The organism is Clostridium sp. MT-14, from assembly GCF_042436595.1.
Taxonomy (GTDB): Bacteria; Bacillota; Clostridia; order Clostridiales; family Clostridiaceae; genus Clostridium_B; species Clostridium_B aromativorans.
Genome location: NZ_JBHMIY010000005.1, coordinates 29,274 through 42,366, shown reverse-complemented (window position 1 = coordinate 42,366; position 13,093 = coordinate 29,274). Strand labels below are relative to the sequence as shown.

General features: G+C 33.6%; 15 protein-coding genes. 11 read left to right on the top strand and 4 right to left on the bottom strand.

Features of this window, described 5'->3' with window-relative positions; genetic code table 11:
• From ACFHWD_RS05780 to ACFHWD_RS05740, 9 genes are all read left to right on the top strand, one after another.
• Entirely contained in the window at positions 1-726 is a 726-nt protein-coding gene (locus tag ACFHWD_RS05780) for a DUF881 domain-containing protein (protein WP_150356015.1), read from the top strand.
• Between the two features lie 146 nt (positions 727-872).
• The gene (locus tag ACFHWD_RS05775) at positions 873-1,538 is read left to right on the top strand and encodes a YggS family pyridoxal phosphate-dependent enzyme (protein WP_150356016.1); all 666 of its coding nucleotides are present in this window, start codon (positions 873-875) and stop codon (positions 1,536-1,538) included.
• An 11-nt stretch (positions 1,539-1,549) separates the two neighbouring features.
• Complete coding sequence (locus tag ACFHWD_RS05770) at positions 1,550-2,017, top strand: cell division protein SepF (RefSeq protein WP_150356017.1); 468 nt, start codon at positions 1,550-1,552, stop codon at positions 2,015-2,017.
• Between the two features lie 52 nt (positions 2,018-2,069).
• Positions 2,070-2,336 carry a YggT family protein gene (locus tag ACFHWD_RS05765; RefSeq protein WP_150356018.1) on the top strand — a complete coding sequence of 89 codons (267 nt, stop codon included), beginning with the start codon at positions 2,070-2,072 and terminating at the stop codon, positions 2,334-2,336.
• A 31-nt stretch (positions 2,337-2,367) separates the two neighbouring features.
• Positions 2,368-3,147 (top strand): RNA-binding protein, encoded by a 780-nt coding sequence (locus ACFHWD_RS05760; protein WP_378060976.1) that lies wholly within the window; start codon positions 2,368-2,370, stop codon positions 3,145-3,147.
• A gap of 15 nt (positions 3,148-3,162) precedes the next feature.
• Entirely contained in the window at positions 3,163-3,849 is a 687-nt protein-coding gene (locus ACFHWD_RS05755; protein WP_179977109.1) for a DivIVA domain-containing protein, read from the top strand.
• Between the two features lie 161 nt (positions 3,850-4,010).
• Positions 4,011-4,703, top strand: coding sequence for a 5'-methylthioadenosine/adenosylhomocysteine nucleosidase (locus ACFHWD_RS05750; RefSeq protein WP_179977110.1), 693 nt, complete (start codon positions 4,011-4,013; stop codon positions 4,701-4,703).
• A gap of 173 nt (positions 4,704-4,876) precedes the next feature.
• Complete coding sequence (gene lspA, locus ACFHWD_RS05745) at positions 4,877-5,332, top strand: signal peptidase II (RefSeq protein WP_150356021.1); 456 nt, start codon at positions 4,877-4,879, stop codon at positions 5,330-5,332.
• Entirely contained in the window at positions 5,322-6,239 is a 918-nt protein-coding gene (locus ACFHWD_RS05740) for an RluA family pseudouridine synthase (protein WP_179977111.1), read from the top strand. The genes lspA and ACFHWD_RS05740 overlap by 11 nt, the downstream gene beginning before the upstream one ends.
• On the opposite strand, the gene ACFHWD_RS05735 is transcribed toward ACFHWD_RS05740, so the two are convergent.
• The 4 genes from ACFHWD_RS05735 to ACFHWD_RS05720 all read right to left on the bottom strand — a co-directional run bounded on the left by ACFHWD_RS05735 (position 6,236) and on the right by ACFHWD_RS05720 (position 10,923).
• Positions 6,236-6,997: an exodeoxyribonuclease III gene (locus tag ACFHWD_RS05735; protein WP_179977112.1), complete on the bottom strand. Its 762-nt coding sequence runs from the start codon at positions 6,995-6,997 to the stop codon at positions 6,236-6,238. The genes ACFHWD_RS05740 and ACFHWD_RS05735 overlap by 4 nt on opposite strands.
• A 77-nt stretch (positions 6,998-7,074) precedes the next feature.
• A complete protein-coding gene (uraA, locus tag ACFHWD_RS05730) occupies positions 7,075-8,397 on the bottom strand; it encodes a uracil permease (protein WP_150356024.1) in 1,323 nt (440 codons plus the stop codon).
• Positions 8,398-8,441: 44 nt separating this feature from the next.
• Positions 8,442-8,975, bottom strand: coding sequence for a bifunctional pyr operon transcriptional regulator/uracil phosphoribosyltransferase PyrR (gene pyrR, locus ACFHWD_RS05725; RefSeq protein WP_150356025.1), 534 nt, complete (start codon positions 8,973-8,975; stop codon positions 8,442-8,444).
• 199 nt (positions 8,976-9,174) lie between these two features.
• Complete coding sequence (locus ACFHWD_RS05720) at positions 9,175-10,923, bottom strand: NFACT family protein (RefSeq protein WP_179977113.1); 1,749 nt, start codon at positions 10,921-10,923, stop codon at positions 9,175-9,177.
• Positions 10,924-11,129: 206 nt separating this feature from the next.
• Here ACFHWD_RS05720 and dapF point away from each other — a divergent pair, with 206 nt between their 5' ends.
• Positions 11,130-11,951: a diaminopimelate epimerase gene (gene dapF / locus ACFHWD_RS05715; protein ID WP_150356027.1), complete on the top strand. Its 822-nt coding sequence runs from the start codon at positions 11,130-11,132 to the stop codon at positions 11,949-11,951.
• The gene (locus ACFHWD_RS05710) at positions 11,951-13,015 is read left to right on the top strand and encodes a hypothetical protein (RefSeq protein ID WP_150356028.1); all 1,065 of its coding nucleotides are present in this window, start codon (positions 11,951-11,953) and stop codon (positions 13,013-13,015) included. Before dapF ends, ACFHWD_RS05710 begins: the two co-directional genes overlap by 1 nt.
• Positions 13,016-13,093: the final 78 nt, after the last annotated feature.

Genomic DNA, 13,093 nt, shown 5'->3' with positions numbered 1-13,093 from the left:
ATGAAAAGCAGTGAAGCCAATGTATTTGTTTTTATAGCTTCTATAATTATAGGCCTGTTGATATCTATGAACATGAGCTTTACGAAGGAGAATGCCAATAAGAGAGTGATTTTAAGTGCAAAGCAATATCAAGATGCATATAACTATAAAAATCAACTCTACAACCAAATATCTGATCTATCTGAACAGTACAGAGATAACTACAATAAGCTGAAAAAATATGAAGACAATGAACAAAATGAAGCTCAGGTTGTAACGGAAATAAAACAGGAGTTAAATAGGAATAACATGGAACTTGGCAAAGTAGCTGTAGAAGGACAGGGGATAAAGATATTTTTAAATGATGGGGATATGGAAGATGGACTGGATGCTTTTCAATATCAGATGAAATTAGTACATAATACTGATGTAATACAAGTGATGAACGACTTAAAAAATGCAGGAGCAGAGGCTGTTTCAATAAATGGACACAGAATGGTGGACACTTCTGAAATTTATTGCAGCGGGCCCTTTTTAAGGGTAAATGGAGTAAAGATTGCCTCCCCTTTTTCCATTGATGCCATAGGAAATAAGGATGTGCTTTACAACTATATGATGTCGAATGAAAATTATTTAAAAGTACTTATGAATAGAAAAATAGTGGTAGTTGTAACTAAAACCAGCAGCATGAAAATACCGGCCTATAATGGAGATTATAAAGTACAATTTATGCAGAACAAAGACTAAAATATTTTTACAATTTATGCCGTTAAGTTATCTTATATTTTGTTAAAATAATTAAAAAAATAATTAATTTTTGAAGGAATTTTAATTTCTATGAAGAATAATAAAATTATATGTATATGTGTTTAACAACAAAGGAGACGGTATTATTGTCAATTGAGGAAAATTTAAATAGTATAGAAGCAGATTTAAATGGAAAAAAAGTTGTCTTAGTAGCCGTTTCAAAGACTAAACCTGTAGAAGATATACAAACTGCATATAATGCAGGCATTAGGGATTTTGGGGAGAACAAAGTTCAAGAGCTTATGGGCAAAGAGTCTGAGCTTCCCAAAGACATAAGATGGCACTTAATAGGTCATCTCCAGAGAAATAAGGTAAAATATATAGTAGGTAAAGTTTATCTTATTCATTCCTTAGACAGTATAAGACTTCTCAATGAATTGGAAAAGCACTATAGTGCAGAGGGACTAATTGCAAATACTTTAGTTCAAATAAACATAGGCCGTGAGGAAAGTAAAACCGGTATATATGTTGAGAATTTAGAGAGTTTAATAGAGGCTTGCGAAAATTGCACAAGTGTTAAGGTAAGAGGTCTAATGGCTGTAATTCCACAGGGAGATGAGGAAAGCTGTAGATATTATTTTAAAGAAATGAAGTCTATATTCGATAAGCTTAAAGAGAGAAAGTTTAAAAATATAAGCATGAATGTATTATCTATGGGAATGACTCATGATTATAAAATTGCAGTTGAAGAGGGAGCTACTTTAGTAAGAATTGGAGAAGGCATATTTGGAAAGAGAAATTATAATAAATAGGAGGTATTTTTATGGCTGGTAAAATGATAAACAAGATGATGGGATTTTTAGGTCTTGAAGATGATTTAGAAGAAGATGAAGAAGAATTAGATGAAACAGAACAGGTTGATAATAGAAAAGCCAATAGTAACTTCGGTGGAGTAGAACCTATTGTAAATTCTAAAAGGCAGAATAAAGTTGTGAGCATACATACTACTGTATCTGCTAAAGTAAGGATAGTTAAGCCAACTACTTACGAAGAAGCAGCGGACATATGTGATGAACTCAAAAATAGAAAAATTGTAGTTATAAATACCACAGGCCTTGAAACCAAAATAGCCCAGAGACTGCTTGATTTTATGGGAGGTGCGAGTTATTCACTAGGTGGAGACTTAGAGGAGATAGAAAAGGGAGTGTATATACTTTCACCATCAAGTGTAGAAGTGAACAGTGATTTAAAAAGTGAGTTGTCAGGAAAAGGAATATTTGGTTGGAAGTAGACAATAATATAGATGTACTGTATTTAAAATAAGTATTATTTTGGAGGCAAAAATGATAAGCACTACTTTAACTGTAGCATTATCTCTTTTATTTAGGTTTTTGGAAGCTGCTATTATATTGGATGTAATCTTATCCTGGGTCATGCCCGGAAGGGGAAATGCATTTACAGATCTCCTACATGTATTTACTGAACCCTTTATGAGGCCGGGAAGGATGATTCAGCAGAAGATTATGCCGGGGCTTGCTTTAGATTTTTCCCCTATAATAGCTTTTTTTATAATAGACATAATAAGAGGGGTTGTATTTTCTATAATTTAATTTAGAAAGAGATAGATAGTGATCAGAGAAAATGATGAAGAAAGATAGTTTTATAAATAGATTTTATTTTTGTAGTGAAAATTATATGTTGCCTATATATGATAAGTTGGTTTTAGCAGAGCGAAGTCATAAGGTGGTTTATACAGGAGAATTTTGTACACCCAATATATGGGGAGCTCTACAGGATTTAAATGAAGAAATTGGATTGAATATTTATAGTTATGGTATATTTGAAGATGCGGAGAGAAAGATGATGGCATTTTCGGAAGAATCTGTAGAATGTTCTTATCCTGTAAAGTTGTTAGAAATAATTTGTAAGTCGAAATTTACAAAATTAAGTCATAAGGACTATTTGGGAAGTCTTATGTCCCTGGGAATCAAAAGAGAAAAATTTGGAGATTTAATATTGAATGGAAATGGTCTGTGTTATTTAGCTGTCTGTGAAGATATAAGTGATTATGTGAAGATGAATTTGAACAGTGTAGGAAGATGTCCCTGTGAAGTGGGTGATATAGATATTCATACAGAAGAAATTCCCAATTACAACTTTAAAACCTATACCTTAAATGTTTCTTCTCTTAGAATAGATTGTATGGTAAGTTCTCTTTGCAATCTATCCAGAAGCAAATCTGAAGAAATAATTAGACAGGGAAAGGTTCTTCTTGACTATTTGCCTGTAGATAAAAAGGATAGGTTGGTAAAGGAATATTGTACAATAACAGTAAGTGGCTGTGGAAAGTTTAAAATTGCTGGAAAAAGGGGATTTACAGGAACTGGCAGGTACAAGCTTCTTGTAAAAAAATTTAGTTGATTTGAGGTGCTAAGCATGCAGATAAACGCTGAAGAAATAACAAATAAAGAATTTAAAAAAAATCTTAGGGGTTATAATATAGATGAAGTGGATGATTTTTTAGATAAGATAGCGGAGGATTATGAATCACTACAGAAGGAAAATTCTTTTTTGAAAGAAAAGCTTCAATCTGTAGAGGACAAGATAAACCACTATAACAAGATGGAAAATACTATACAAAATACCCTTTTGTTAGCTCAGAATGCTTCTGAACAGGCTAAAGAGAATGCCAAAAAGGAAAGTGAGTTTATACTTAAAAATGCCAATGAAGCAGCTCAGAAAATAATAGACAAGGCTCATAGTGATGTTATTCAAATTAATGATGAATTTGAGAGAGTAAAGCAGGAGTTCGGAAAATTTAGAACTAAATTTAGAAATTTCATGAAGACTCAACTGGAAGTGTTTGATGATATGGAAAAAGATTTTGTGAAAAGCTATGATATAGGTTATGAACTAAGTGAATCTTCTTTAAATGATACTTCTTCAAAAGATGTTCCTATAAAGGAAAAAGAGATAGAAAATGAAGTTCAAAATACCGAAAAAACTTCTTCGGGGGCAGATAAAAATGAAGTTCAAGAAAGTCAGGATAGAGATGACAATGATAATACTTTGACAGATGAAGATGAGTTGAATGAAATTAAGAATTTTTTTGTTAAAGGATAGAGAAAACCACTCTAAAGTGTAGAGTGGTTTTTTTACATAGAAGATGTACTTGTTATATTTGTTTCAAATTGAGAAAGTTGACAATTGATGTTTGTTTATATATGCTATTAATATGTGTTGTTCAGAATAATCAATGGATAAGTATAAGGAGGTCATTATTTATGATTATAGGAATCATTGGGGCAATGGATGAAGAAGTGAAAATACTTTTATCCCAGCTTCAGTTAAGCAGAGCTCAAGTGAAAGCCAATATGAAGTTTAATTTCGGACAACTTTATGGTGCTAAGGTGGTAATAGTTAAAAGTGGAATAGGAAAAGTGAATTCAGCTATATGCGCACAAATTCTCATAGATGATTTTAATGTAGATAATATAATAAATGTTGGGGTAGCCGGAGGTACAGCAGAAGATATATACCCTGGAGATGTGGTTATAGCTAATAGTTTAGTACAGCACGATGTAGATACATCCGCCTTTGGGGACAAAGTAGGGCAGATCCCTAGAATGGATACATATGATTTTAAGTGTGACAGGAATCTTGTGGAGAAGGCCCAGCTTGCCTGCAGAAAGATAGGGGATATAAGAAGTTTTACAGGAAGAATTGTTACAGGAGATCAATTTATCTGCAGCACTGAAAAGATAAAGTATTTAAATAGTGAATTCAATGCACTTGCCTGTGAAATGGAAGGTGGGAGTATTGCCCAGACGGCTTATTTGAATAATGTACCTTTTGTAATAATAAGATCTATATCGGACAATGCCAATAATGGTGCCAGCATGGATTATAAAAAATTTGCACCTATTGCTATAAAAAACTCCACTGAGATATTGAAGAATATGATTATGAACTTATAGTTTTTGTCAAGTGATTCTTAGGTTCAGATGGAGTTTGCTTATAGGGAATGCTTGCTCCACCTGAACCTTAGAAGAACTTATCCAGGAGCGTAGCAGTGCTTATCTCCAACTTTAAGAAGTTGGAGTATTAGCAATGGTAGCGGTCGGATAGATTATACACCAGGAGGAAAATAATGGAAGTATCTATAATACTACTGGGAATTTTAATAGACAGGATTACTAAGATGTGGGCGGCTCAAAGTCTGGCTCAGGGTTTCCAGGTTGTTATAATAAAAGATATATTTTCATTTCTATATCTGGAGAACAGAGGTGCGGCTTTTGGAATCCTGCAAAATAAGCTTTATTTTTTGGCAGCTATAACAATAATAGTAGTTACAGGCATGATATACTATATGGTGAAACATAGATTGAAATCTATTGTAGTCAGAGTAAGTCTTTCTCTTATAATAAGTGGAGCACTGGGGAATTTAATAGATAGATTGATTTATGGATATGTAGTTGATTTTATTTCGGTTCATTTTAAAAATATCTATTACTTTCCAATATTTAATGTGGCAGATGTTTTTGTAGTAGTGGGAACAATGCTGTTGTTATTTTATTTACTGAAGGAAGAAAAATATGGAAACTAGAGAATTTTCAGTATGCAGCGGAGAGGAAAAAATGCGGCTTGATATGTTTTTGTGTAAACATTTGCCGCATAAGTCCAGAAGCTATGTTCAAAATTTGATAGAAAACAAAAGGGTGAAAGTAAACAAAAAAATAAAAAAAAGTAGTTATAAAGTCAATTGTGAAGATAATGTAATTGTAACACTGCCCGATCCTGTTGAGATGAATATAAAAGGAGAGGATATACCTATCGATATACTTTATGAGGATACAGATATTATTGTAGTAAATAAACCTCAGGGAATGATAGTACATCCTGCATCAGGCGTGTACACAGGTACACTTGTAAATGCACTTTTGAACCACTGCAGTGATTTGTCAGGCATAAATGGTGTGATGAGGCCTGGAATAGTACATAGAATAGATAAGGATACTTCGGGAATACTTGTAGTTGCAAAAAATGACAATGCTCACAACAAATTGGCCCAGCAGTTAAAGGATCACTCTATGACTAGGGAGTATATTGCACTGGTGGAGGGGGTTTTAAAAGAGGATAATGGCATCGTAGATAAGCCTATTGCAAGACATCCTAGAGATAAGGTAAAAATGGCAGTAGTTCATGGGGGTAAAAGGGCAGTTACCCATTATGAAGTCATTAAAAGATTTAAGAGTAATACCTTGATTAAATGTGTACTGGAAACTGGAAGAACCCATCAGATAAGAGTTCATATGGCCTATATTGGCCATCCACTGGTGGGAGATCCGGTATACGGATATAAAAAGCAGAGATTTAGACTAGATGGACAGCTGCTTCATGCTAGAAAATTAGGCTTTGTACATCCTTCAACAGGTAGGTATATGGAGTTTGAGACAGAAATACCGGATTATTTCAAAAAGATAATAGATATAATTGATAAAGGCCATGTTTAACTTATTTCAACCATAATAGGACAGTGATCTGAACCGGTAACTTGAGTTAAGATGGCTGCCTTTTTTACCTTTTTAAGTAGGTTGTTTGATACAAAGTGATAGTCTATTCTCCAGCCTGCATTTCTCTCCCTTGCTTTAAATCTATAACTCCACCAGGAGTATTCTATCTTTTGTGGATTCATATATCTGTAGGTGTCGGTATATCCATTTTTTATGAGCTTGTCTATCCACTGCCTTTCTATGGGAAGGAACCCGGAGCTTTTTTCATTGGCTTTTGCATTTTTTATGTCCATTTCAGTATGGGCAGTATTGTAATCCCCGCATATTAGAAGCTTTTTACTTTTAGATACCAGGAGATTGCAGTAATTTAAAATTGCATCATAAAAGTTCAGTTTGTAGTTCAGTCTTTCCTGGCTCATCTGGCCGTTGGGAAAGTATATGTTAAGCAGGGTAAAGTTTTTAAATTCAATTACGAGGATTCTGCCCTCCGAATCAAATTCTGGAATTCCTATTCCATGTTCTATGGATACAGGTTCAGATTTGCTGTAAACTGCTACACCGCTGTAGCCTTTTTTTTGGGCAAAACTAAAATATGAATGGTATCCACTTATGTTTTTCAATTTATCTTCCAGGGTAGTTTCTTGAAGTTTAGTTTCCTGAACACATAGTATATCAGGATTTTCGTTTTCTATCCATTCAAAAAAGTTCTTTTTTGAGATGGCTCTCAGGCCGTTTACGTTCCAAGAATATATTCTCATAAGTAATATGACTCCTTTTATATAAAATATAGTCCCATGTATATACCCAGGACAGGTTTGACATGGAGCATGGATAACTATCCTATTTTTCTTTTCCTATCCTTTTTATCATTTGAATCATTTAATTCTGCAGCGCTTTTTTCAGGTAATATTAAATTCAGTGCTATTCCGATGATAGATGCAAGAGCAACTCCTGATATCTGCACAGGTGCTCCACCGACACTGAAGTTTATGGAAGCTCCCCCTATACCTATTACTATTATAACAGAAGACAATATGAGATTTCTGTTTTTGCTGAAATCTATCTTTTCTTCTACCAGTACCCTAAATCCTGAAGAGGCTATTATACCAAAGAGAAGTATGCTTACTCCCCCTATCACAGGCATTGGCATATTTTCAATAAGTGCAGCTACGGGGCCTATAAAGGAGAGAATAATGGCAATTATTGCAGCACCGCCTATGACCCAGACACTATAGATTTTGGTTATGGCCATAACCCCTATATTTTCTCCATATGTCGTAGTTGGAGGGCCGCCTGTAAAACCTGCAAATATAGTAGCTAAGCCATCTCCCAGTATTGATCTGTGCAAACCTGGATCTTTGGTGAAATCACGTCCTACTACGTTGTTTGTCACGTAAATATGACCTATGTGTTCTGCTAGAGTTACAAATGAAATTGGAGCCATTAGTATCATGGCATTTATATTGAATTTTGGAAGCATAAAGGGTGGTAGACTGAAAAATGAAGTATTCGCTATGGATTTTAAGGATTGTTGTGGTATAACTCCTAAAATTATTGCAGATATATATCCTACTATTATAGCTATCAATATAGGTATTATTCCAAGAAAGCCCTTGAAATACATACTTCCAACTACTGCAACAGCTAAGGTTATTCCAGAAACGCTCATCCATGCCCACCTTGGTATACTCTGCATTTGAGCTGTTGTATAGGTAGGGTTGAATCCAGACCAGTTTATAGCTGTAGTGGCCAGACTTAAGCCTATTACAATTACTATAGATCCTACTACTACAGGAGGAAGAGCTTTATTGAGCCAATTTACTCCACAGAATTTTATTATAATGGCTACTATTACATATACACATCCTGCAGCTATTACACCGGAAAGCATGGCAGATGGTCCATAATTTTGGGATGCGATGAGTATGGGACTTATAAATGCGAAGGAAGAGCCCAGATAAGCAGGCAGCTTGGCCTTAGTGCATATTATATATATAAGAGTTCCAATGCCGCTGCAGAACAATGCAATGGATGGACTCATACCAGTCAGTATAGGGACCAGTATAGTGGAACCTACCATGGCAAATAGATGTTGGAAACTGAGTGGTATAGTAGTTAATATGGGTAATTTATCTTCTACGTCTACAAAATCTTTCATTTACGACACTCCTTTTTTAGTCTCTCAGGACTATTTTAAAAGTTTTACAGTTCATATATTTTTACTGAATCACTTTTATCTATTTCTGAAATTTCTACAGATATTATTTCTTCCCGGGAAGTAGGTATGTTTTTGCCAACGTAATCAGGTCTTATGGGAAGTTCTCTGTGTCCTCTGTCAATTAAGACCGCCAGCTGTATTAATTTTGGCCTGCCTGAATGAATAATTGCATCCATAGCTGCCCTGGCTGTCCGGCCAGTATAGATTACATCGTCAACTAATATGATCCTTTTATTTTCTACATCTGTTACATCAAATTCTTTTACTACAGGCTGTTCTGAAAGAGTACTTAAATCATCTCTGTAGAGGCTTATATCAACACATTTAACATCCAATTTGACACCTTCAATTTTATAGATATTTTCCGCTATTCTTTCAGCCAGAGGGTATCCTCTCCTTTTTATACCTACAAGCATTATATTTTCCGTGCCCTTGTTTTTTTCCACTATTTCGTGAGATATTCTAGTCAATGTCCTGTCCATAGCCTTTTTATCTAAAATGAGTGCTTTTAGCTTCAAAATATCACCTCCTCCATTGCGAGCTTATAGTTAAAAGTTCGTGTCTTAGTATATTGGGCATAAAGAAAAGCCCTTCTCCATGTGAGAGGGCGTCCATTCTACTTTACCTTACTGATCTCACTGGATCATTTTAAAGGATATATAACCTTGTTTATTATAAAATAATTTTTTTTATATTTCAAGCCATTTTAAATAAATTTTATTCAATCTGTTCTATAGATGGCATTGAAGAATCCACATACAGTGTTTTATTGGTATAGTATATTACCATTCCTGGCTTTGCTCCATTTGGCTTATGTATATTTTTTATAGAGGTATAGTCTACAGCTACTTTTGAAGAGCCTTTAGCTTTACTATAGTAGGCTGCCAGCATAGCTGCTTCTTCCAGAGTTTTGTCTGGAACTGTACCAAAATTTTTTATTATTACGTGTGAACCGGGAATTTTCTTTGTGTGAAGCCATATATCCCTTTTATCTGCAAATTTAAGAGTAAGGTAGTCATTTTGGAGATTGTTTTTGCCCACATATATTTCTATTCCGTCGCTGGAAAGAAATTTCATGGGCTTAGAAACCCTGGATTTATTTCGTGAATTTGATTTTTTTAGTTTAATGTAGCCTGTTGCCATAAGTTCTCTTTTTATTTCTTCAATATCCTCATAGTTATCCAAGTTTTTTATATTGGTAATAACTGAATTCAGATATTCCAGTTCTTCATTTGCCATACTCAATTGTTCACTGGCAGCCTTTTTTGTCTTTTTTAATTTATTGTATTTTTTAAAATAATGCTGAATGTTTTCAGAAGGAGTTTTATTTTCGTCCAATTTTATATCTAGATACTCATTGTTGTTGTAATAATTTTGAACTTTTATATGGGAGAGCCCCTTTTTTATTTTGTAGATATTAGAGGTAAGCAGTTCTCCACAAATTCGATAAACATCTTTATCTAGAGCATCTTTAATATTCTGGTTTAAAATATCGATTTTTTTATGGCAGCGATCTAGATTTATATTTACAAGTTTTTGAAGATCAGAACTTCTGTTGTTCAATCTATCTGCTTTGTCCTTTTCAAAATAAAATTCCTCTACAAGTTTGGAAGGTGAGGAGTAGAGATTTTCTTTATAGCCGTCTAGATAGGTCAGATTGTCGCAATAAAAGTCTTTTACCACAGAACCTTTTTTGTAGGATACAAAGGAAAATTCGTGATTTTTAAGTTTGTTGAAGATCTTATTACTAAAACCATATAGTATAGTTGCACTTGTTTCATCGAAAACATTCAAGGTTTCAGATAGGTTCAATTCCTCCAATCTGTGAAATAACTCTTTTGAATATGAACTACTGACCCCTGTAAATGTCGAGGAGAAAAATTTTTTATCTATGTATTTTATGCGATTTTGTATAAATGTCTTGAATTCGTTTTTAGAAAAACGAAAAGGATTTAATTTATTTGAGGTCGGTGGAAATATATATTTAATTCCGGGGAATAGTGATCTGACGGTATTTATTTCAGGTGTTATGTGTTTTATACTGTCCATGATTAAATTGTCCCTCTGGCGAATTAGGGTAATATTGCTGTGCCTTCCCATTATTTCTACTATTAATGTGTAAATACTGTTAAATCCCAATTCATCAGAACTTTCAAAATCTAAGAATACAACTCTGTCTGTATCCAATTGTCTTATATTGATTAATTTTGAGGAGTTCAGATATTTTCGCAGTACCATACAAAACATAGGGGGCTGCAGGGGGTTCGGTTTATTTTTATCTGTAATGTGAATTTTAGGATATATGGGGCTGGAACTAATTGAAAGTTTATAGTTTTTTCTGTTGTTTTTCATAGTTAATAATATCTCATCCTTTTCAGGCTGATTGACTTTTTCAATGCGCCCTCCCAGCAGTTCACATTTCAATTCTTCTAAAATACTGTATATAAAAATACCATCTAATGCCATAATATCATCCTCTTTCTTATATTCTGTATTGGGTATTTAATAAATTATATCATCTAAAATTTAATAAATAAAGCTGATCGGAAGATTATGTATAGAATATTGCTTGCCTATGATTCCGAGTACAACAGTTGTCATTGATAAAAAGTTGACACAGTAGTAAACTTAATTTATGTATGCAAAATTTTACGAAAGGATGAAATTTTAATATGAAATTTACTAAAATGCAGGGAAGCGGAAATGATTTTATAGTCATTGATGATAGAAAAAATAAATTTTTAGGTAAAGAGAGTAAGCTTGGAGTAAAGCTTTGTAATAGGCATTTTGGAATAGGGGCAGATGGTGTATTAATAGTTAGAGGAAGTAAAATTGCACAGATCAAGATGATAATAATTAATTCTGATGGATCTTATGCATCCATGTGTGGAAACGGCATAAGATGTTTTGCAAAATATGTATGGGAGAACAATATAGTAAAGGGTTCTAGCATAAGGATAGAAACGGGAGATGGAATAAAGGAAGCCTTTTTGAATATAGATGCAGATGAGGTTAAGGAAGTTACTGTTGATATGGGGACTCCCTCTTTTGTACCCGGTGAAATTCCAGCTGATTTTGAGGATGAAATTGTCAATAAGGAAATAGAAGCTAATGGAAAAATATATAAAATCACTTCACTGTTTATGGGAGTTCCTCATACAGTTATATTTGGCAGGCTGGAAAAATACCAGGTGAGAGAAGGAAAGTCTGTAGAAAAATATGCTGCATTTCCGCAGGGAACCAATGTAAATTTTTGTGAAATTATAGATAAAAATAATATCAAAGTAAAGACCTGGGAAAGGGGAGCAGGCCCTACTTTAGCCTGTGGTACAGGAAGCTGTGCTTGTGTTGTGGCTGCAAACAAGTTGAATTTTACTGATAAAAAAGTTAAAGTTACAGTACCCGGTGGAAATATATTGGTGGAAATAAGAGGAAATAATGTATTTATGACGGGTCCTGCAGAAGTTTCTTTTAAAGGGGAATATGATATGTAATGAAAATTTTCATGAAGATAATATTCTATACGGCGGTATTTTTAAATATTGTCACTTTGAGTGGATGTAGTTCCAGGAATAAGTATAAAGGCGAGGTTATAAAAGAGCCAAATTATTCTGATGTTATAGTGATTAAAGATGGAGGAGATAAAGAGGATATATTTAATGTACATTCTAATCAATTAGTTAAAAATGGAACTGTCGATCATATCTCAGAAATGGTATATGATACTCAAAAATCTGTTTATGTATATCTGGTTGATAAAAATAAAACCCCAAAAATTGGCAGTAAGGTAGTTGCGTTATATGGAAATACAAAAAGTGAAATCAAGGACTTTTTTGCTGTAAAAGATATAAAAATAAATCCTTCAGGAGATAAGATTGCCTATAGAGCTTTCAACAGTTCTTCTACTGACAGTGCGCAGGGTATGAAAGTATATGATTTGAAAAATAAAAAATATATAGAACTTAAATCTAAAGTTTTGGTTTCAGGGAATTTATATGAATGGCTGGACGATCATAGAATAATATATTATGGAAATATAGAGGGGCAAAGAAATTCTGATAAAGTATATCTATATGATCTCAGCAAAGACAGTGAACAGGTATATTTAAATGATACAAGGGGATATTGTATGTATTTTACCACTATAGGGGATGATCTGCTGTTTTCATCACGGAATCAGGATGAATTGGATTTATATTATTACAATCATAAAACTGGACAATTTAAGTTCTTAAGTGATGAGTTTGAACAGATATATGATTCTACGGTGGATAATAAAAATGGCTGTGTATTTTTTATTGGAAAAAATGAAGAAAATATTGAATCGCTTTATAAATTCACACAAAAGGATGGCGGAGTTAGCAGGATAACTTATGATTTCCCAGAAAATATTGCTGAGTACAGCGGTATAGCCCAGAGTAAAAGAGGAGATGTGTATTTTGTGGGAATGGTAAACAGGGGGAGCGGTGAAGATGTATTCATGTATAACATCCGAGATAAATCCATAAATATCATATCTGATCAGGAGGGAATATATAATATTTATAAAGAGAAGTGAAAAATATCACTTTATTTTGATTATAATTGATTAGAAAATATTTTATTGGGATATAATCTCAATAACAAATTATTGTTG